The organism is Rhizobium ecuadorense (genome assembly GCF_001187535.1).
Classification (GTDB): Bacteria; Pseudomonadota; Alphaproteobacteria; order Rhizobiales; family Rhizobiaceae; genus Rhizobium; species Rhizobium ecuadorense.
On the sequence record NZ_LFIO01001733.1, the window covers coordinates 142,853 to 163,200 of the forward strand.

The 20,348-nt window shown below is 60.2% G+C and carries 20 protein-coding genes; 12 read left to right on the top strand and 8 right to left on the bottom strand.

Annotation, left to right across the window (positions count from 1 at the left end):
* Nucleotides 1-25 precede the first annotated feature (25 nt).
* Together AF337_RS33900 and coaD are read right to left on the bottom strand one after the other, a co-directional pair.
* The gene (locus tag AF337_RS33900; protein WP_049735489.1) at nucleotides 26-598 is read right to left on the bottom strand and encodes a peptidylprolyl isomerase; all 573 of its coding nucleotides are present in this window, start codon (nucleotides 596-598) and stop codon (nucleotides 26-28) included.
* Between the two features lie 58 nt (nucleotides 599-656).
* Nucleotides 657-1,151 carry a pantetheine-phosphate adenylyltransferase gene (gene coaD / locus AF337_RS33905; protein ID WP_049735490.1) on the bottom strand — a complete coding sequence of 165 codons (495 nt, stop codon included), beginning with the start codon at nucleotides 1,149-1,151 and terminating at the stop codon, nucleotides 657-659.
* 90 nt (nucleotides 1,152-1,241) lie between these two features.
* On the opposite strand from coaD, the gene AF337_RS46365 reads away from it, so the two are divergent.
* From AF337_RS46365 to AF337_RS46150, 3 genes are all read left to right on the top strand, one after another.
* Nucleotides 1,242-1,523 carry a hypothetical protein gene (locus tag AF337_RS46365; RefSeq protein ID WP_049735491.1) on the top strand — a complete coding sequence of 94 codons (282 nt, stop codon included), beginning with the start codon at nucleotides 1,242-1,244 and terminating at the stop codon, nucleotides 1,521-1,523.
* A gap of 142 nt (nucleotides 1,524-1,665) precedes the next feature.
* Complete coding sequence (locus tag AF337_RS43875; protein ID WP_003586478.1) at nucleotides 1,666-1,821, top strand: hypothetical protein; 156 nt, start codon at nucleotides 1,666-1,668, stop codon at nucleotides 1,819-1,821.
* Between the two features lie 36 nt (nucleotides 1,822-1,857).
* Nucleotides 1,858-1,992: a hypothetical protein gene (locus AF337_RS46150; RefSeq protein WP_018445350.1), complete on the top strand. Its 135-nt coding sequence runs from the start codon at nucleotides 1,858-1,860 to the stop codon at nucleotides 1,990-1,992.
* Between the two features lie 164 nt (nucleotides 1,993-2,156).
* Here AF337_RS46150 and gyrA read toward each other — a convergent pair whose 3' ends face one another.
* Entirely contained in the window at nucleotides 2,157-4,979 is a 2,823-nt protein-coding gene (gene gyrA / locus AF337_RS33915; protein ID WP_049735492.1) for a DNA gyrase subunit A, read from the bottom strand.
* 248 nt (nucleotides 4,980-5,227) lie between these two features.
* On the opposite strand from gyrA, the gene AF337_RS33920 reads away from it, so the two are divergent.
* Nucleotides 5,228-5,875 carry a MarC family protein gene (locus tag AF337_RS33920; RefSeq protein WP_049735493.1) on the top strand — a complete coding sequence of 216 codons (648 nt, stop codon included), beginning with the start codon at nucleotides 5,228-5,230 and terminating at the stop codon, nucleotides 5,873-5,875.
* Between the two features lie 134 nt (nucleotides 5,876-6,009).
* Here AF337_RS33920 and AF337_RS33925 read toward each other — a convergent pair whose 3' ends face one another.
* Both AF337_RS33925 and AF337_RS33930 read right to left on the bottom strand, forming a co-directional pair.
* On the bottom strand, nucleotides 6,010-6,576 hold the full coding sequence (locus AF337_RS33925) for a DUF2569 family protein (RefSeq protein ID WP_049735494.1): 567 nt from the start codon (nucleotides 6,574-6,576) through the stop codon (nucleotides 6,010-6,012).
* Between the two features lie 220 nt (nucleotides 6,577-6,796).
* Nucleotides 6,797-7,306: a single-stranded DNA-binding protein gene (locus AF337_RS33930; RefSeq protein WP_049735495.1), complete on the bottom strand. Its 510-nt coding sequence runs from the start codon at nucleotides 7,304-7,306 to the stop codon at nucleotides 6,797-6,799.
* A gap of 283 nt (nucleotides 7,307-7,589) precedes the next feature.
* Here AF337_RS33930 and uvrA point away from each other — a divergent pair, with 283 nt between their 5' ends.
* From uvrA to AF337_RS33945, 3 genes are all read left to right on the top strand, one after another.
* A complete protein-coding gene (gene uvrA / locus AF337_RS33935; protein WP_049735496.1) occupies nucleotides 7,590-10,511 on the top strand; it encodes an excinuclease ABC subunit UvrA in 2,922 nt (973 codons plus the stop codon).
* Entirely contained in the window at nucleotides 10,508-10,987 is a 480-nt protein-coding gene (locus AF337_RS33940; protein WP_049735497.1) for a GNAT family N-acetyltransferase, read from the top strand. Before uvrA ends, AF337_RS33940 begins: the two co-directional genes overlap by 4 nt.
* 91 nt (nucleotides 10,988-11,078) lie before the next feature.
* A complete protein-coding gene (locus tag AF337_RS33945; protein WP_049735498.1) occupies nucleotides 11,079-11,885 on the top strand; it encodes a DUF72 domain-containing protein in 807 nt (268 codons plus the stop codon).
* 6 nt (nucleotides 11,886-11,891) lie between these two features.
* Here AF337_RS33945 and AF337_RS33950 read toward each other — a convergent pair whose 3' ends face one another.
* Nucleotides 11,892-13,364 (bottom strand): bifunctional ADP-dependent NAD(P)H-hydrate dehydratase/NAD(P)H-hydrate epimerase, encoded by a 1,473-nt coding sequence (locus AF337_RS33950; protein ID WP_049735499.1) that lies wholly within the window; start codon nucleotides 13,362-13,364, stop codon nucleotides 11,892-11,894.
* A 343-nt stretch (nucleotides 13,365-13,707) separates the two neighbouring features.
* Between AF337_RS33950 and AF337_RS33955 the strand changes: the two genes are divergently transcribed.
* From AF337_RS33955 to hspQ, 3 genes are all read left to right on the top strand, one after another.
* The gene (locus tag AF337_RS33955) at nucleotides 13,708-14,046 is read left to right on the top strand and encodes a P-II family nitrogen regulator (RefSeq protein ID WP_003539626.1); all 339 of its coding nucleotides are present in this window, start codon (nucleotides 13,708-13,710) and stop codon (nucleotides 14,044-14,046) included.
* 79 nt (nucleotides 14,047-14,125) lie between these two features.
* Nucleotides 14,126-15,535, top strand: coding sequence for a type I glutamate--ammonia ligase (gene glnA / locus AF337_RS33960; protein WP_003559365.1), 1,410 nt, complete (start codon nucleotides 14,126-14,128; stop codon nucleotides 15,533-15,535).
* 158 nt (nucleotides 15,536-15,693) lie between these two features.
* Nucleotides 15,694-16,023 (top strand): heat shock protein HspQ, encoded by a 330-nt coding sequence (gene hspQ, locus AF337_RS33965; protein ID WP_003539613.1) that lies wholly within the window; start codon nucleotides 15,694-15,696, stop codon nucleotides 16,021-16,023.
* 335 nt (nucleotides 16,024-16,358) lie between these two features.
* Here hspQ and AF337_RS33970 read toward each other — a convergent pair whose 3' ends face one another.
* Nucleotides 16,359-17,018, bottom strand: a complete 660-nt coding sequence (locus AF337_RS33970) for an invasion associated locus B family protein (RefSeq protein ID WP_049735500.1) — start codon at nucleotides 17,016-17,018, stop codon at nucleotides 16,359-16,361.
* Nucleotides 17,019-17,301: 283 nt separating this feature from the next.
* Between AF337_RS33970 and AF337_RS33975 the strand changes: the two genes are divergently transcribed.
* Both AF337_RS33975 and AF337_RS33980 read left to right on the top strand, forming a co-directional pair.
* The gene (locus AF337_RS33975; RefSeq protein WP_049735501.1) at nucleotides 17,302-19,104 is read left to right on the top strand and encodes an extracellular solute-binding protein; all 1,803 of its coding nucleotides are present in this window, start codon (nucleotides 17,302-17,304) and stop codon (nucleotides 19,102-19,104) included.
* 65 nt (nucleotides 19,105-19,169) lie between these two features.
* Nucleotides 19,170-19,841, top strand: a complete 672-nt coding sequence (locus tag AF337_RS33980; RefSeq protein WP_049735502.1) for a DsbA family oxidoreductase — start codon at nucleotides 19,170-19,172, stop codon at nucleotides 19,839-19,841.
* Between the two features lie 32 nt (nucleotides 19,842-19,873).
* Here AF337_RS33980 and AF337_RS33985 read toward each other — a convergent pair whose 3' ends face one another.
* Nucleotides 19,874-20,341, bottom strand: a complete 468-nt coding sequence (locus AF337_RS33985; RefSeq protein ID WP_049735503.1) for an OsmC family protein — start codon at nucleotides 20,339-20,341, stop codon at nucleotides 19,874-19,876.
* Nucleotides 20,342-20,348: the final 7 nt, after the last annotated feature.

The following is a 20,348-nucleotide window of genomic DNA, read 5'->3' on the forward strand; positions in this document are numbered from 1 at the left end:
CTTCTCCTCTTGTTGCTCTCGTAACTTACTTCTTGCCCAGGGTGACCTTGATCATCCGGTCGGGACTTTTGACTTCGCCGTTCTGACCTTCGCCACGCTTGATCTTGTCGACATTTTCCATGCCGGAAACGACCTTGCCGACGACGGTGTACTGGCCGTTAAGGAAGGAGCCGTCATCGAACATGATGAAGAACTGCGAATTGGCGGAATTCGGATCCTGCGAACGGGCCATGCCGACGGTGCCGCGCACGAACGGGGTCTTGGAAAACTCGGCCGGGATATCCGGCATGTCGGAAGAGCCGGTGCCGGCGAGGCTCGCATCGAAACCCTTTTCCATATTGCCGTATTTGACGTCGCCGGTCTGGGCCATGAAGCCGTCGATGACGCGGTGGAAGGCGACGTTGTCGTATTCGCCCTTCTTGGCCAGCGCCTCGATCTGGGCGACATGCTTCGGCGCCACCTCAGGCATCAACTGGATGACGACGGGGCCGTTCTTCAGCTCTATGGTGAGATAGTGATCGGCCGACTGGGCGAAGGCGTCCCCCGCGAAGGAGGCGAGATACAACACGCCGGCAAATGCGAGATAAAAGAGTTTCATATGGGCTCCATTGCGGCGGGTTTCGCCTGGTCTTTGCGCTTGCCAGACTTCGTACTTGTCAGTCTGGGCGCTTGGATGTGAGGGCTTGCAAGACGGCGGCCGGCACGAAGGCGCTGACATCGCCGCCCATGGCGGCGATCTGGCGGACCAATGTGGCGGTAATGGGCCGCGAGGCCGTGCCTGCCGGCAAAAAGATGGTCTGGATATCTGGCGCCATCGTTCTGTTCATGCCGGCCATCTGCATTTCGTAATCAAGATCTGTGCCGTCGCGAAGACCGCGGATCAGAAGCGTGGCGCCATGGGCGCGGGCGGCATCGACGACCAGATTGTCGAAGGCGACGACGTCGATGTCGCCGGTCTTGCCGGGCAGCGCTTCGGCCAGCGAAAGGCGGATCAGCTCGGCTCTCTCCTCGAAGGAAAAGAGCGGCGCCTTGCCGGGATGGATGCCGATCGCGACGATCACCCTTTGGGCGACGTTCAGCGCCTGGACTAGAACATCCACATGCCCATTGGTGATCGGGTCGAAGGACCCGGGATAAAAAGCTGTCGTCATCTGGCCCGACCGTTGGTTTGACGCCTTTTGTCACGGATGCCGCCTTGCCGCAAGTGATTTGGCCAATCGTCCCGGACGGTTGAACGGCGGATGAACGGCCCGTTCAAGGCGGTTTCAGACGGGATCTGCTTAACTCAAATCATCAAGACAGCCGATGCCATTCCGGCATTTGGCGCTCCCCGAAAGACCACTTCCATGCTGATCGTGCTCGTTGCACTTGCCGTTATTTCCTCGCTTGCCGCCGAGATGGCCTATGGCTATTTCGCCGATCGCTACGAGGTGAGCTGGGTGCGGCCGGAGCTTGCCGAACATGCGGCGATCGTGCGCGCCCAGGGCCGTCTGCGGGAAAAGAAAAACGACGTTCGAATCTGAACGCCAGATGAACGAGACATTCAAGGAGGCTTCAGATCGGCATTGGTAAACACCGCCTCAACATCCGGCGGAACCATTTTAAAACGGATGCGTTCATTCAACCGACACATAGATGCGATTATCGCGGCAGGAAGGACTAAAGATGCCCGGCAAGATTACGATGATTAACGTGCTCTGGATGGTAATGGTCACGGGCATGCTGACCGCAACTGTCGCTCTCTATGATCAGAAGATTGATACGTCCAAGGTTTATGGTCCCTATGCTTCGGCCCGGACGGCCGTACTGGGCCAGTACTGAGGGGCGAGAACGCAACTCCCCAGGAAAGGAATGCCTATGTTCACGATCTTGACAGTGCTCACCGCCCTTATCAGCGTCATGTTCATAGTGTCTGTAGCCTCGACGATATCAGCGCTGCGGCGCGAAGGTGAAGAGGTCAAGGCGCTGAACGAAAAACATAGAGCGTTCTGACTTTCCTCCTTTTCCAACTCCTTCCCCACCTTGAGCGGCCCCCTTCCGCTGCCAAGGCCTTTCAAAGCCGGATGCACCCAGCGTCCGGCTTTTTCTTTGCCCCCGGTAAAGACAACCGCGACTGCTAAAGAAAAGGGCGGCCCGAAGCCGCCCCGTTCACCTGATCATTCCTCGGCCGGCCCGGCCGGATCGCCATCGGCAGCCGGCGCCTCACCGGCAGCCGCTTCGCCGGTCGCTGCGGCGCCTTCGGCGGTCTCGACAGTCTCCTCCGCCTCATCCTCCTCAGGCTCGCTGATACGCTCGACCGAGACGACCTTCTCGTCCTTGGCCGTCGAGAAGATGGTGACGCCCTTGGTGGCGCGGCTGGCGATGCGGATGCCGCCGACCGGTACGCGGATCAGCTGGCCGCCATCGGAAACCAGCATGATCTGATCGCCGTCCTCGATGGGGAAGGCCGCGACCAGTTCGCCGATCTCGCCGGTCTTCGACGTGTCGGTGGCGCGGATGCCCTTGCCGCCGCGGCCGGAGATGCGGAAATCGTAGGACGACGAACGCTTGCCGAAGCCTTTTTCGGAGACGGTGAGAACGTACTGCTCGAGCTGCTTCAGCTCTTCGTAACGCTCGTCGGAGAGCTGTCCCTCCTCGGTGACCTCCTCGCCGACCAGCGCGATCTCCTCGGCCTCACCCGTGGTCAGGCGGCGGTCGTTGGCGGCGCGCTTCAGGTAAGCGGCACGCTCCCACGGCTCGGCGTTGACATGGCGGACGATGGTCATCGAGATGATGCGGTCGCCGCCGGCAAGGCTGATGCCGCGCACGCCGATCGAGTTGCGGCCGGCAAAAACGCGGACGTCGTCGACGGAGAAGCGGATGCACTGGCCGAGCGCCGTCGTCAGCAACACATCGTCATTCTCCGTGCAGGTCTCGACGGAGAGGATCTCATCGCCCTCCTCCTCGAGTTTCATGGCGATCTTGCCGTTGCGGTTGACCTGGACGAAATCCGACAGCTTGTTGCGGCGAACCGTGCCGCGCGTCGTCGAGAACATGACGTCGAGATTGTCCCAGCTCTCCTCGTCCTCGGGCAAGGGCAGGATGGTGGTGATGCGTTCGCCGGGGGCGAGCGGCAGCATGTTGATCAGCGCCTTGCCGCGCGAGGTCGGCGTGCCGATCGGCAGGCGCCAGACCTTTTCCTTGTAGACGATGCCACGTGAGGAGAAGAAAAGGACCGGCGTATGGGTGTTGACAACGAATAGCCGGCTAACAAAATCTTCGTCGCGGGTGGTCATGCCGGAGCGACCCTTGCCGCCGCGGCGCTGGGCGCGGTAGGTGGTCAGCGGCACGCGCTTGATATAGCCGAGATGCGAAACGGTGACGACCATGTCCTCGCGGGCAATCAGATCCTCGTCGTCCATTTCGAGGCCGCCATCGACGATCTCGGTGCGGCGCGGCGTACCGAATTCGTCGCGCACGGCAGTAAGCTCATCCTTGACGATGGTCTGGATGCGGACGCGCGAAGAGAGGATATCGAGGTAATCCTTGATTTCCTCGCCGATCTTATTGAGTTCGTCGCCGATTTCGTCACGGCCAAGAGCCGTCAAACGGGCAAGGCGCAGTTCGAGGATGGCGCGGGCCTGCTCTTCGGAGAGGTTGTAAGTCAGGTCCTCGTTGATGCGGTGGCGCGGATCGTCGATCAGACGGATCAGGCTTTCGACATCTTCGGCCGGCCAGCGGCGGGTCATCAGTTCTTCGCGGGCCGACTGCGGATCGGGCGCCTGACGGATGACGCGGATGACTTCATCGATATTGGCGACGGCAATGGCGAGGCCGACCAACACATGGGCGCGGTCACGCGCCTTGCGCAGCAGGAATTTCGTTCTCCGGCTAACGACTTCTTCACGGAAGGAGACGAAAGCGCGCAGCATGTCGAGCAGGGTCAGTTGCTCCGGCTTGCCGCCATTCAGCGCCACCATGTTGCAACCGAAAGAGGTCTGCAGCGGCGTATAACGATAAAGCTGGTTGAGGATGACCTCGGCATTGGCGTCGCGCTTCAGTTCGACGACGACGCGATAACCCTGGCGGTCGGATTCGTCGCGCAGATCGGAGATGCCTTCGATGCGCTTGTCGCGCACCAGCTCGGCCATCTTCTCGATCATCGTCGCCTTGTTCACCTGGTAGGGAATCTCGGTGATGATGATCTGCTCGCGGTCGCCGCGCATCGGCTCGATGGCCGCAACGCCGCGCATGATGACCGAACCACGGCCGGTCTCATAAGCCGAGCGAATGCCGGCACGGCCGAGGATCTTCGCACCCGTCGGGAAGTCGGGGCCGGGAATGATCTGCATCAGTTCCGGCAGTTCGATGGCCGGATCGTTGATCAGCGCGATGCAGCCGTCGATGACTTCCGACAGGTTGTGCGGCGGAATGTTGGTCGCCATGCCGACGGCGATGCCGCCGGCGCCGTTGACGAGCAGATTCGGGAATTTGGCCGGCACCACGACCGGCTCGGAGAGCGTGCCGTCGTAGTTGTCGCGGAAATCGACAGTTTCCTTGTCGAGATCGTCGAGCAGCGAATGGGCAGCCTTTTCGAGGCGGCATTCGGTGTAACGTTCGGCCGCCGGCGGATCACCGTCGACCGAGCCGAAATTGCCCTGGCCATCGATCAGCGGCAGACGCAGCGACCAGGGCTGGGCCATGCGGGCCAGCGCATCATAGATCGCCGAATTGCCGTGCGGATGGTATTTACCCATCACGTCACCGGTGACGCGGGCGCATTTGACGTATTTCTTGTTCCAGTCGATGCCGAGCTCGGACATGCCGTAAAGGATGCGCCGGTGCACGGGCTTCAGGCCGTCGCGCACGTCGGGCAGCGCGCGGCTGACGATGACGCTCATGGCGTAATCGAGATACGACCGCTGCATTTCCTCCATGATGGAGATGGGCTCGATGCCTGGCGGGAGCTTCCCGCCGCCGGGGGGTGTTTGCTCAGTCAAAACAGATCACGATCTCTTCTAGAATCACTTGAAGATTTATAGCGGAAAGCCCGTTCCCGCGCCAATTTCACGCGGCGTTTTGAACAGGCTTTTGCGGCTTAAAGAGGGTAAAACATGTAAGTTGCGCGGCCGAACCGGAGAAATCCGCCGCGGGCCGCCGCGGGATATTTGCCAAATCGGAATACCGGCTTCACAATCATAAAACCACGCATAAAAACCACGCAACTATATGGGGTTCTCGAGAGACGATGGCAAGCGCCGACCTATTGATCAACGCCTTCACGACGCTCATCGTCACCATCGATCCGCCGGGGCTGGCCCCGATCTTCCTGGGGCTGACGACCGGCATGAGCCGCGCCCAGCGCACGCAGGTGGCGCTGCGCGGCTCGACCATCGCCTTCATCATCCTCGCCGTCTTCGCGCTGTTCGGGGCCGGCGTGCTCGGCGTGCTCGGCATTTCGATCGGCGCCTTCCGCATCGCCGGCGGCCTGCTGCTCTTCTGGATTGCCTTCGAGATGGTGTTCGAACGGCGCCAGGAGCGCAAGGAGAAGGCCACCGAGGCGGCCGTCACCAAGGATCATATCGAAAATATCGCCGTCTTTCCGCTCGCCTTGCCGCTGATCGCCGGTCCCGGTGCGATCTCCGCGACGATCCTGCTTGCCGGCACGCTGCCGACCTCCGTCGAAAAAGCCCAGCTGATCGCCGTCATCGCCGCCAATCTGCTGCTGACCTTCCTGATGCTGCTGATTGCCGAACGGCTCGACCGTTTCCTCGGCGTCACCGGCCGGGCGATCCTGACACGGCTCCTCGGCGTCATCCTCGCCGCCCTTGCGGTGCAATTCGTCGTCGACGGCGCGAAAGCGGCCCTCAATCTGATCAGCGCGACGCCGCATTGATCGGAAAATCAACGAGAGCATTGACGCCGTCTTCGAACATCCTGCTCCGAAGTACTGCCACGCAGGTCCACCGGTCAGAACGGAAAATCAGAACACGGCGTATAGACTGAATGGGAGAATCAAATCGTCGCCTTCTACGAAAATATCTCGCTCCGAGTGCGGACTTGCTGGATAAATGTGTTCCGAACCCTTACCGATTTGGACAAGTACCACACCCACAGGCCGGTGAAGATGATCGAAAATACGCTCGGGGCAACAACCTCGGCTGTCAGAAGTTGATTAACACCGACTCCTAGGACGGTGGAAACGAAGGCAATATCGAGTACGAGGGCGACTGGGATAGCTATCCACTGATAGAAGAACAACTTCGGAAATATTCTGTCCTTTTTAAACATAAACCAGATTACCACTACTTGAATCGCCATAAGCGCAAAGTTCAAGGCGGCCTCGCCAATAAACACCAGTTGGCCTCCTCCGCCACCATCATATTCAGCGTAATTTTCTATCGACTTCGCAACAGCTCCCAGTATTTTAAGTAGTCCTATGACCTCTGCTATTGCTAAAAGCAGAAGCCACCCACCGAAACCCGACGGGCCGTTGACTGGGTCTGTTGTTCTCCTGGCTGATCTAACAGCAAAGTAAATTGGCACTCCGAAAAATAGAAAAACAATCAGCCAATGCCAAATAGAAAACGATCCCATCAGCAAATCCCCCGAAAGCCTGAAATCTCCGCCTGCATAAAGCGGCTCCGTTCATCCCCGACACCAGTTCTGGCCGATCACCCGCTTTTATTCGCAGAGCATCTGGAATGAATCTCGCAAAAGACCACTTGGCGTCTCGCCGACCGAGCCCGAGCAAGGAAGTCGGACAATTTCAATCCGTTCTTCCAATGCTGATCCGCCAGGGTTCGCACAATTCTCTTTAGAACGGGATGTCGTCGTCGAGATCGCGCGAGAAGTTGCCGCCGCCACCGCCGCGGCTTGGCGATGATGAGGGAGCCGGGGCGCCGTAGTCGTCGCCATAATCATTGTTGCTGCTGCCGCCACGACCGCCGCCGGAGCTTGCACCGCCGCCTTCACCGCGGCCGTCGAGCATGGTCAGCGTCGAACCGAAGCCCTGCAGCACCACTTCCGTCGAGTAGCGGTCCTGGCCCTGCTGGTCCTGCCATTTGCGGGTCTGAAGCTGGCCTTCGATATAGAGCTTGGCGCCCTTCTTCACATATTGCTCGACGACCTTGCATAGGCCCTCGTTGAAGACGACGACCGTGTGCCATTCGGTCTTTTCACGGCGCTCGCCGGAATTGCGGTCGCGCCAGGTCTCCGAGGTCGCGATACGGAGATTGGCGATCGGCCGGCCATCCTGCGTGCGGCGGATTTCCGGGTCCGCACCGACGTTTCCAATCAGAATTACCTTGTTTACACTACCAGCCATGCTTCACACCCTGCCTGCCGCCCTGCCCGGCGGCGTTAATCGATCAGCGCACCTTAAACCATCGCGGACCGCCGATGCGCGTAAACGGTCGTTCATCCACATGTTTATCCCATCAGAAAGCCGCATGCATTCATCAGGAATTTTGTTCTTTATTTGTTCTAGTTTATCCGTATGATCCTGTCAACAGAATCGAAAACCTTGACCCTAGTTGACATTCAGCCTCGACTCGCCGGTCGGCATCACTAAATAAGGGCTGTTATCCCAAAGGACCAAAGCTGAGACGATGAGCGAACTGAAGACGATCTCCATCCGCGGCGCGCGCGAGCATAATCTCAAGGGCATCGATCTCGATCTGCCGCGCAACAAGCTGATCGTCATGACCGGGCTTTCGGGCTCCGGCAAGTCCTCGCTTGCCTTCGACACGATCTATGCCGAGGGCCAGCGCCGTTATGTCGAGAGCCTGTCGGCCTATGCCCGGCAGTTCCTCGAAATGATGCAGAAGCCCGACGTCGACCAGATCGACGGGCTGTCGCCGGCGATCTCGATCGAACAGAAGACCACCTCGCGCAATCCGCGCTCGACTGTCGGCACCGTCACCGAGATTTACGACTATATGCGCCTGCTCTTTGCCCGTGTCGGCGTTCCCTATTCGCCGGCGACCGGCCTGCCGATCGAGAGCCAGACCGTCAGTCAGATGGTCGACCGCATCCTCGATTTCGGCGAAGGCACCCGTCTTTATATTCTCGCGCCGCTCGTGCGCGGGCGCAAGGGCGAATACAAGAAGGAACTGGCGGAGCTGATGAAGAAGGGCTTCCAGCGCGTCAAGGTCGACGGCCAGTTCTACGAGATCGCCGAGGCGCCGGTGCTCGATAAGAAATACAAGCACGATATCGACGTGGTGGTCGACCGCATCGTCGTGCGCTCGGATGTCTCGGCCCGCCTGGCCGACAGTCTGGAAACCTGCCTGAAGCTCGCCGACGGGCTAGCTGTCGCCGAATTCGCCGACAAGCCGCTGCCGCCGGAAGAGACTTCGGCCGGCGGCTCGGCCAACAAGTCGCTGAACGAGACGCATGAGCGCGTGCTGTTTTCGGAAAAATTCGCCTGCCCGGTTTCCGGCTTCACCATTCCGGAGATCGAGCCGCGACTGTTCTCCTTCAACAATCCCTTCGGCGCCTGCCCGACCTGCGACGGCCTCGGCGCCCAGCAGAAAATCGATCCGGATCTGATCGTGCCGGAGCCCGAACGGACGCTGCGCGACGGGGCGATCGCCCCCTGGGCCAAGTCGACTTCGCCCTACTACAACCAGACGCTTGAGGCGCTCGGCAAACATTACGGCTTCAAGCTCGGGACGCGCTGGAACGATCTTTCCGACGAGGCCAAGGATGTCATCCTCAACGGCACCGACGACAAGATCGAATTCCATTATGCCGACGGCGCCCGCTCCTATACAACGCAGAAGAATTTCGAAGGCATCATCACCAATCTTGAGCGGCGCTGGAAGGAGACTGATTCCGCCTGGGCGCGCGAGGATATCGAGCGCTTCATGTCGGCGGCCCCCTGCCCGTCCTGCAACGGCTTCCGCCTGAAGCCGGAGGCCTTAGCGGTGAAGATAAGCACGCTGCATATCGGCGAAGTCACCGGCATGTCGATCCGCGTCGCCCGCGACTGGTTCGAGACGCTGCCGGCCGGCTTCAATGCCAAGCAGAACGAGATTGCCGTGCGCATCCTCAAGGAAATCCGCGACCGGCTGCGTTTCCTCAACGATGTCGGCCTGGAATATCTCAGCCTGTCGCGCAATTCCGGCACGCTGTCGGGCGGCGAAAGCCAGCGCATCCGGCTGGCCTCGCAGATCGGCTCGGGGCTGACCGGCGTGCTCTACGTGCTCGACGAGCCGTCGATCGGCCTGCATCAGCGCGACAATGCCCGGCTGCTCGACACGCTGAAGCACCTGCGCGACATCGGCAACACCGTCATCGTCGTCGAACATGACGAGGATGCGATCATGACGGCCGACGACGTGGTAGATATCGGCCCCGCCGCCGGCATTCACGGCGGCCAGGTCATTGCCCACGGCACGCCGCAGGACATCATGGACAATCCGCAGTCGCTGACCGGAAAATATCTCTCAGGCGAACTGGGCGTTCCCGTTCCAAACGAGCGCCGCAAGCAGAAGAAGGGCCGCGAAATCAAGGTGGTCGGCGCGCGCGGCAACAACCTGAAGAACGTCACGGCCTCGATCCCGCTCGGCGTCTTTACGGCGGTGACCGGCGTCTCCGGCGGCGGCAAATCCACCTTCCTGATCGAGACGCTGTATAAATCAGCGGCTAGGCGGGTGATGGGCGCGCGCGAAAACCCGGCCGATCACGACCGCATCGACGGCTTCGAGCATATCGACAAGGTGATCGATATCGACCAGTCGCCGATCGGCCGCACGCCGCGCTCGAACCCGGCGACCTATACCGGCGCCTTCACGCCGATCCGCGACTGGTTCGCCGGCCTGCCGGAAGCCAAGGCGCGCGGCTACCAGCCGGGCCGCTTCTCCTTCAACGTCAAGGGCGGGCGTTGCGAGGCCTGCCAGGGCGACGGCGTCATCAAGATCGAGATGCACTTCCTGCCCGATGTCTACGTCACCTGCGACGTCTGCCACGGCAAGCGCTATAATAGAGAGACGCTCGACGTCACCTTCAAGCAGAAGTCGATCGCCGACGTGCTCGACATGACGGTGGAGGAAGGCGTCGATTTCTTCGCGGCAGTACCGGCCGTGCGCGACAAGCTGCAATCGCTGAAGGATGTCGGCCTCGGTTACATCAAGGTCGGCCAGCAGGCCAACACGCTTTCCGGCGGCGAGGCGCAGCGCGTCAAGCTCGCCAAGGAACTGTCGAAACGCTCGACCGGTCGCACGCTCTATATTCTCGACGAGCCGACGACCGGCCTGCATTTCCACGACGTCGCCAAGCTGCTCGAGATGCTGCATGAGCTGGTCAATCAGGGCAATTCGGTTGTGGTGATCGAGCACAATCTCGAAGTCATCAAGACCGCCGACTGGGTGCTCGATTTCGGACCCGAAGGCGGCGATGGCGGCGGCGAGATCGTGGCTTTCGGCACGCCCGAGACGATCGTCAAGGAGAAGCGGTCCTATACCGGACAGTTCCTCAAGGAATTGCTGGAGCGGCGGCCGGCCAAGAGGGCGGCTGCGGCAGAATGACGATGAGGCCAGCGTCGCCCGATGATCTGGAAAGGGTCGTGACGCTGACGGCAGCCGCCTATCGCCCCTATACCGAGCTCTTCGGTGCTCCGCCGATCCCGGTGACGGAAGATTACGCGCCACGCATCGAACGCGGCGAGGTCTGGCTGCGCGAGATCGGCGGCGAAATAACCGCGCTCATGGTCGTCGAACGGCATTCGGATCACCTCATGCTGTTCAGCATCGCGGTCTCGCCGGCCTTTCAGGGTGCCGGGCATGGTCTGGCGATGCTCAACTGGCTGGAGCGCAAGGCGCGCGAATGGGCGCAGCCTGAGATCCGGCTCTACACCAATGCGCTGATGGAGCGGAACATCGCCCTCTATCGCGCCTTCGGGTTTCAGGAAACGGGTCGCCGGCCGAACCCTTATCGGCCAGGATGGATGCTAGAGCATGATGCCGAAAAGTGTGAACGGTTTTCGGACGACATCATGCTCTAATACTCTGATTTAGAACAAGATTCATCCTGTTCTAGGCGACATGACGAAAGAGATTGATGCAGCCTGAATGGCTGCGAACCGGGAGGACGACATGACGAAATCCGGCACTATCCGCACCGGCATCGGCGGCTGGACCTTCGAGCCCTGGCGCGGGCATTTCTTTCCCGATGACCTGAAACAGAAGGACGAGCTGAATTATGCCAGCCGCCAACTGAAGGTCATCGAGGTCAACGGCACCTATTACAGCACCCAGAAGCCGGCGGTCTTTGCCAAATGGGCAGCCGACGTGCCCGACGGCTTCATCTTTTCACTGAAGGCAACGCGCTTCGTCACCAATCGGCGGGTGCTGGCCGAAGCCGGGGAATCGATGGAGCGGTTCCTGTCATCGGGAATCAGCGAACTCGGCGATCATCTCGGGCCGCTGCTCTGGCAGTTCGCGCCGACGAAGAAGTTCGATCCGGACGATTTCGAGGCCTTCCTGAAGCTGTTGCCGGCAAAGCAGGACGGGCTGGCGCTGCGCCATGTGGTCGAGGTCCGGCACGATTCCTTCAAGGTGCCGGAATTCGTGGCGCTGCTGGCGAAATACGGCGTGGCGCCGGTCTGCGCCGAACATTTCGAATATCCGATGATCGCCGACGTGACGGCCGATTTCGTCTATGCCAGGCTGCAGAAAGGATCGGACGATATTGCAACCTGCTATCTGGACAAGGACTTGAAGGCCTGGGCGGACCGGCTCGAGACCTGGGCCGAAGGCAAGGTTCCCGACGATCTGCCGCTGATCGATGAGGGGCGCAAGGTCAAGGCCGAGCCGCGCGACGTCTTCGCCTTCATGATCCATGAGGGCAAGGTGAACGCGCCGCATGGGGCGATCGCCCTGCAGAAATTGCTCCAGCGATAAGTCGAGCTAAAGCGGCAGTACCGCCAGCGCGAGCTCTTCCGCCGTCAAGCCCTTGCCGGCGCGTTGCCCTGCCTCTCCGTGCAGCCAGACGCCGGCAGCCGCGGCCTCGAAGGCCGGCAGGCCCTGGGCGAGCAATCCACCGATGATGCCGGCGAGCACGTCGCCGGAACCGGCAGTGGCAAGCCAGGTGGGAGCGTTGGTGTTGATCAGCGCGCGGCCGTTCGGCGCGGCGATGACGGTATCGGCGCCTTTGTAGACGATCGCGGCATTGGCGCGGCGGGCCGCGGTCAGGGCCTTATCCACCTTCCCCAGCGCATCGTCGCCGCCGATATCAGGAAAGAGTCGCGAAAATTCGCCCTCGTGCGGCGTCAGCACCAGCCTCGGCTCACCTTGGAAAAGATCGAAAAGCTGCTGCGGATCGTCCTTGAACGAGGAAATGCCGTCGGCATCGAGCACGAGATGGCGCTCGGCAAGGGCCGAGACGAAAGCGCGCGCCCTGACGCCGATGCCGAAACCGGGGCCGAGAACGAAGGTCTGCAGCCGCTTGTCGGCGAGCCAGTCTTTAAGGTCGGCCTCGTCCTCGATCGCATGCAGCATGATGGCGGTGAGATGCGCAGCATTGGCAGCCATCGCCGCGCGCGGCGCTGCAATCGTCACCAGGCCGGCGCCCGCCTTCAGGCCCGAGGTCGCCGACATGCGCGCGGCCCCCGTCTTGTCCGCCTCGCCTGAGAAGACGACCAGATGGCCGCGCTTGTATTTGTGGGTTTCCAGCTGCTCGGCGGGCAGCGCGGCTTTCCAGGCATCCGGCCCGTTCTCGGCGACCGTGCCGGATGCTTCGGCCCGGATGATGCGGGCGGGAATGCCGATATCGAAGACCTCCAACTCACCGCAAAGCTCCCTGCCCGGCATCAGCAGATGGCCGGGCTTGCGGGTCATGAAGGTGATGGTGTTGCAGGCGCGGAAGGCAGCCCCCATCACCCGGCCGGTGCGGCCATCCAGGCCGGAGGGCAGATCGACGGCAAGCACGGGAAGACCCGCCTCGGCGACCCGCTCGATCACCGTGCGGACATCGGTCGGTACCTCACGGCTAAGCCCCGCACCGAACAGGCCGTCAATGACGACGTCGCCGCTTTCGGGACTATAGAAGTGGAGCTGTTCCCCCCGCAGCGTGCATCCGGCTTTCGCGCGGGCCGCATCGCCCTTCAGCCTGGCGGGATCGCTGAGATGGAAGAGCGCCACCAGAGCCCCGCTCTCCTGCAGATGCCTTGCAGCGACATAGGCATCGCCGCCATTATTGCCGGGCCCGCAGAGCACGACGAAGCGCAAAGCTTCGGGATGAAGGCGCAGGGCGGCCGCCGCGGCCGCGGCACCTGCCCTTTCCATCAAGGCGAAGGAATCGATGCCGGAGGCGGCAGCGGCAGCGTCGACCGCAGCCATCTCGGCAGGCGTGAGAAGAAGGTCGGATAGCGGGTGACTCATTGGCCTATTCAATCAAAAAACGCCTAAAAAACAACCGCCGGAAAGATCAAAGAAAAGAACCTATTTTGTGCATTTGCCTACATTTTCATCCCACCGAGACATAGTTGCGCGACTCCTTAAACATGGGTTTTTTTCGATTTTCGATATGATTTTGATCAAACGACAGAGTTTTCCGGCTGATTTGTCACCAAACCGACATCAGAATCTCCACAAATGCAGCGGTTTCGGCGAAATCCGCGAATTTTTTTAAGAAGATGGATTTCAAACTGGCACGATATCTGCATCATATCCGGCGAGCGGGAAAATTCCTGCCATAACGGGAGAAGCGGAGAGACATTTTCTCATGAAAAAGATCGAAGCGATCATTAAGCCTTTCAAGCTGGACGAAGTGAAGGAAGCTCTTCAGGAAGTCGGGCTGCAAGGTATCACGGTCACAGAAGCCAAGGGCTTCGGCCGTCAGAAGGGTCACACGGAACTTTACCGCGGAGCTGAATACGTCGTCGATTTCCTGCCGAAGGTGAAAGTCGAAGTCGTACTGGCCGACGAAAACGCGGAGGCCGTCATCGACGCGATCCGCAAGGCGGCGCAGACCGGCCGTATCGGCGACGGAAAAATCTTCGTTTCCAACGTCGAAGAGGTTATCCGTATCCGCACCGGCGAGACCGGCATCGACGCCATCTGACCCACTTTGCCAAGCGCGCAAAGTTCGATACGGTCAGCGCAGCCATGTATTGTTATCGTAAATCGGAGGAAGGTATTTAATGGCGACCGCAAGCGAAATTCTGAAGCAGATCAAGGAAAACGACGTGAAGTTCGTCGATCTGCGCTTCACCGACCCGAAGGGCAAGCTGCAGCATGTGACGATGGACGTTGTCTGCGTCGACGAGGACATGTTCGCTGACGGCGTGATGTTCGACGGCTCCTCGATCGGCGGCTGGAAGGCCATCAACGAGTCCGACATGGTGCTGATGCCCGATACCGAGACGGTGCATATGGACCCGTTCTTCGCTCAGTCGACCATGGTCATCGTCTGCGATATTCTCGATCCGGTTTCCGGCGAGGCTTACAACCGCGATCCGCGCGGCACCGCCAAGAAGGCCGAAGCCTATCTCAAGGCATCCGGCATCGGCGACACGATCTTCGTCGGCCCGGAAGCCGAATTCTTCGTCTTCGACGACGTCAAGTACAAGGCCGATCCCTACAATACCGGCTTCAAGCTCGATTCGACCGAGCTGCCGTCGAACGACGACACCGATTACGAAACCGGCAACCTCGGCCATCGCCCGCGCGTCAAGGGCGGCTATTTCCCGGTTCCGCCCGTCGACAGTGCCCAGGACATGCGTTCGGAAATGCTGACGGTTCTCTCCGAAATGGGCGTCGTCGTCGAAAAGCATCACCATGAAGTCGCCGCCGCCCAGCACGAACTCGGCATCAAGTTCGATACACTGGTGCGCAACGCCGACAAGATGCAGATCTACAAATATGTCGTGCATCAGGTGGCCAATGCCTATGGTAAGACGGCGACCTTCATGCCGAAGCCGATCTTCGGCGACAACGGCTCGGGCATGCATGTGCACCAGTCGATCTGGAAGGGCGGCAAGCCGACCTTTGCCGGCGACGAATATGCCGGCCTCTCCGAGAGCTGCCTCTACTACATCGGCGGCATCATCAAGCATGCCAAGGCGATCAACGCTTTCACCAATCCGTCGACGAACTCCTACAAGCGTCTCGTCCCGGGCTATGAGGCGCCGGTTCTGCTTGCCTATTCGGCGCGCAACCGCTCGGCCTCCTGCCGTATTCCGTTCGGCACCAATCCGAAGGCAAAACGCGTCGAAGTCCGTTTCCCGGATCCGACTGCCAACCCCTATCTCGCCTTCGCCGCCATGCTGATGGCCGGCCTCGACGGCATCAAGAACAAGATCCATCCCGGCAAGGCCATGGACAAGGATCTCTACGACCTGCCGCCGAAGGAACTGAAAAAGATCCCGACCGTCTGCGGTTCACTGCGTGAAGCGCTGGAAAGCCTCGACAAGGACCGCAAGTTCCTGACGGCCGGCGGCGTGTTCGACGACGACCAGATCGATGCCTTCATCGAGCTGAAGATGGCAGAGGTGATGCGTTTCGAAATGACGCCGCATCCTGTCGAATACGACATGTACTATTCGGCCTGATCAGCCGGAACACGGAAAGTCCCGGTCTGCCGGGGCTTTCCCCTCCCAGGGTCATGGACGCCAGCAGGAGGATATGACGTTCATGTGACGCGCTTGCGCAAAATTCTTGATTTGCGCGGCACCAATCACCAAATTTGGTGATGAAAGGAAGTCGTACCATGAAAGAAAGAGTAGCAAAATTCAGTATCGGCGAAGTGGTCCGGCACAAGGTTTTCCCGTTTCGCGGCGTCATCTTCGACGTTGATCCGGAGTTCGCGAATACGGAGGAATGGTGGAACTCCATTCCGGCCGAGGTGCGCCCGAGCAGAGACCAGCCCTTCTATCATCTGCTCGCCGAAAATGACGAAAGCGAATATGTCGCTTATGTCTCCGAGCAGAACCTGATGAACGACGAAAGCGGCACGCCGCTTCGCAACCCACAGATCTACCAGATTTTCGATCAGGCCCCGTCAGGGCAGTTCAAACCCAAGATGAGCTTCGCCCACTAGATCGGTTGATTCACAGCATGAACAAGGCCTCGCCTCTCCCAGCGAGGCCTTTTCTGTTGGTGCAAATGCAGCCTTTCGCTGGGGAGCCCCTCATCCGGCTGCCGCCACCTTCTCCCCGTAAACGGGGCGAAGGGGATATGCCGCGACCTCTCCGTCCCTCGCCGACATCCTGCGTGGCACGTCCCCTCTCCCCGTCAAAACGGGGAGAGGGTTACGGTGAGGGGCAAATCCGGGGCGTAAACCGGGCCACGGCGCAAAGCCGAGGAGAGACAGAGACCCATCAATAAAAAACCCGCGGCCTGAAGCCGGGTTTCCAATTCAAGATGGCGGCAGGATTACTGCGCCTTGGCTGCCTTCTGGGCGTCTTCCAGCTTCTTGCGGGCTTCTTCGGCCTTCTTCTGCATGCCTTCCTGCAGGCTGCGCTGGCTTTCAGCGAGTTTCGATTCGGAAACCGGTTCGCCGTCATAAGCGCCGGTGAAGCCTTCGAGCGAAATCTTGATCGGGTTCGGGGCGCGGCGGAAGTTGATCGAGGTCAAGATCACGTCGCTGCCCTTCTTGAGGCTGGCGATCATCGCATCGGTTAGCGGGACTTCGGCGGTGCACTTGTCCGGCAGGCAGACGGCGTAGTCGAGTTTCTGGCCCTTGCCGCCGTCGATCTGCATGATGACGCCCGGGGGGATCAGGCGAGCTGTCGGAACCGAGACCTGCAGGAGCTTGCGGTTGATCTTGCCGGAGACCGAGATCAGGCCAACGGCAGTGACGAGCTGGCCGCCATTGGCGAGGATCAGGTTCTGGACAACACAGATGTCGTTGTCTTCCTGCTTGCTGCAGGTTTTGTACCAGCCGAGCCTCGGCGCACCGGCGGCCTGTGCCTGGCCATCGGCAGGAGCTGCCGCTTCCTGGGCGAAGGAGGAGACCGGAGCCGAAGCGGCGCCGAACATCACTGCCAGAACGGACAGCGCTGCCCGCATTTTCTTTTCAGACTTGAACATCATAACGAATTCCGTCTCCTGATATCCGTTCAGGACAGCGACTTGCCGCCCCAACCTCGGGTCGTTCGGCACCCACCTCTTAAAAAAATAAGGCAAATGCATGACCCCGAAACTTCGGGTTCACCTGTTACATCGCAGCGTTCAAGATATCCAGCATTTCTTTGGCAATTTGACGAGCATTTCGTCGCGATGCCAAAGAAATCGCCGCTTCGTGTTGGAATCGCTCGACCCCATGATAATCTCCGCGGTGAATCATGCCCGTTTTCGTGGTCGCAAGGATTGCCGAATGCTCCGGATCGTCGTCCCCCTCGTCCTCTCGCTGCTGTGCGGCGCTGCCGCCGCCGAGCCGCTGTACGGCATTGCGACGCGTGGCGCGCCAGCCTTGCCGGCTGATTACAAGCACTTTCCTTACGTCAATCCTGACGTAAAAAAGGGCGGCAAGATCACCTATGGCGTCGTCGGCACCTTCGACAGCCTCAATCCGTTCATCGTAAAGAGTAATCGCACGACGGCGCGCGGCATGTGGGATCCGGAATATGGCAATCTCGTCTACGATTCGCTGATGCAGCGCTCCAGGGATGAGCCTTTCACGCTTTACGGCCTGCTGGCCGAGACTGTGGAATGGGACGACGCCAGGAGCTTCATCCAGTTCAACCTCAATCCGAAGGCGAAATGGGCCGATGGCCAGCCGGTGACGCCCGAAGACGTGATATTCACCTTCGAACTGATGCGCGACAAGGGCCTGCCGCGTTACACGACCCCCCTGAAAACCGTCGCCAAGATAGAAAAGGTGGGCGAGCATAGCGTGCGCTTGACCTTCAACGACCAGGCTAACCGCGAGACGCCGCTGATCTTGGGCCTTTTCCCGGTGCTGCCGAAACATGCGGTCGATCCGGAAACCTTCGACCGCACATCGCTGACGCCGCCGCTCGGTTCCGGTCCCTACAAGGTGAAGACGGTGAAACCCGGTGAGAGCATCACCTATGAGCGTGATCCGAATTACTGGGGCAAGGACATTCCCGCCAAGGTCGGCACCGACAATTACGACACGATCACCGTCCAGTATTTCCTGCAGGACACGACATTGTTCGAAGCCTTCAAGAAGGGTGATATCGATATCTACCCGGACGGTAATCCCGGCCATTGGGCCAATGCCTATGATTTCCCCGCCGCCACCTCCGGGGCCGTGATCAAGGATGTGTTTACGCCGAAACTCCCAAGCGGCATGCTCGGCTTCGTGTTCAACACGCGCCGGCCGATCTTCGCCGACTCGAAGGTGCGCGAGGGCCTGTCACTGGTGTTCGATTTCGAATGGGCGAACAAGAACCTTTATTCCGGCGCCTATAAGCGCACCCAGAGCTTCTGGCAGAATTCCGAGCTTTCGAGCTTCGGCGTTCCCGCCGATGAGAGGGAAATTGCCCTGCTCGGGCCGATCAAGGACAAAATTGCGCCCACGATTCTCGACGGAACCTATAAGTTGCCGGTCACTGACGGTTCCGGCCGCGACCGCAATGTGCTGAGGCAGGCGGTCGAACTGTTGAAACAGGGCGGCTATACCATCCAGGGTGGCAAGATGATAGACGCCTCGGGTCATCAGCTCGCCTTCGAAATCCTGACCCAGAATGCCGATCAGGAGAAACTCGCCATTGCCTATCAGCGTTCACTGCAAACGATCGGGATTACTGTTTCGATCCGCACCGTCGACGATTCGCAATATCAGAGCCGAACCAACAGCCGTGATTACGACATGATCATCAAAGCCTATGTGTCCACGCTGTCGCCTGGAATAGAGCAGCTCGGTCGCTGGTCTTCGGCTCTGCGCACAAAGGAGGGTAACGACACCTTTGCCGGCGCCAACGATCCCGATCTCGACACGCTGATTGACCATCTGCTGAGGGCGCGCTCGACCGAGGACTTCATCGCGGCGGTGCGTTCCTATGACCGACTGCTGCTGTCCAGCCATTACGTGCTGCCGCTCTATCATATCGGCCAGCAATGGGTGGCGCGCAGCAAGCGCATCGGCCGTCCCGACACGGTGCCGCTTTACGGCTACCAGCTGCCGGTATGGTGGGATACGAGCGTGCAATAAGAAGAGCCGAATCGGGCCGGCTGAAACGTCTCCGTTCTGAGGCGCATGGAATAAGGAAGATCATCATGGAACGTATCACTATCGACGTCGTCTCGGATGTCGTCTGCCCCTGGTGCTATCTCGGCAAGGCGCGGCTGGAACTCGCCATCGCCGAAGTGCAGGACGAAATCGGCGTCGATATCAACTGGCGGCCGTACCGGCTCAATCCCGATTACCCCAAGGAGGGCGTCGACCAGAAGAAGGCGCTGGCGCAGAAGCTCGGCGGCGAGGAGCGCGTAGCGCAGGCCCATAAGATGCTCACCGATCTCGGCCGCGAGGTGGGCATCGCCTTCGATTTCGAGGCGATCAAGATCGGGCCGAACACACTCGATGCGCATCGACTGATCCACTGGGCGATGATCGAAGGCCGCGAGAAGCAGGACAAGGCCGTCGACGCGCTGTTCAAGGCGAATTTCGAGGAAGGCCGCAATGTCGGCGACCATGCGGTGCTGCTCGATATTGCCGAAAAGGCCGGCCTAGACCGCTCGGTCATCGCTTCGCTGCTTGCCTCCGATGCCGATCGCGATCTGATCGTCGCGGAGATCAAGGCGGCGCAGGAGATGGGCGTCAGCGGCGTGCCGTTTTTCATCTTCGACCAGCAATATGCCGTCAGCGGCGCCCAGACGCCCGACGTGCTGGCCAACGCGCTGCGCGATATCGCCAAGGCGAAGGCCGAGGCGCGATCCGGACTCAACTAGCAGGCGGCAATGGCCGGGCAACGGCCTTTGCTTCATCCCAGGACCGGAATGCAGCGCACCTCGGTCTTTACCGAATTGGCGATGAAACATTCGTCGTGGGCGCGATGATGCAGGCTTTCGAGCTCGCTTAGCGAGGGCTGCTTGTCGCCGGAGAAGACGACATGCGGCCGCAGCGTCACGACGGTCATGGCGAGGCGGCCGTCGGTATTCTTCTCCATAATGCCCTCGGCGGCATCGGTGTAGCTGTCGACGCAGAATCGCTGCTTTGCCGCGATCGAGAGGAACCAGAGCATGTGGCAGCTGGAGAGCGAGGCAACGAAGGCCTCTTCCGGATCGATGGCATCCTCGACAGAGTAAGGCAGCGGAACGACGTGGGCTGACGAGGATGCGCGCAACTCAATGCCGCCGTCGAAGCCCCAGCGGTGGGCGCGACTGTAACGATTGTCGGTGAAGGTCTCGCCGTTCCGCTCCCAGGCGATCGTTGCGCCGTATGTCGCCATGCCCGTC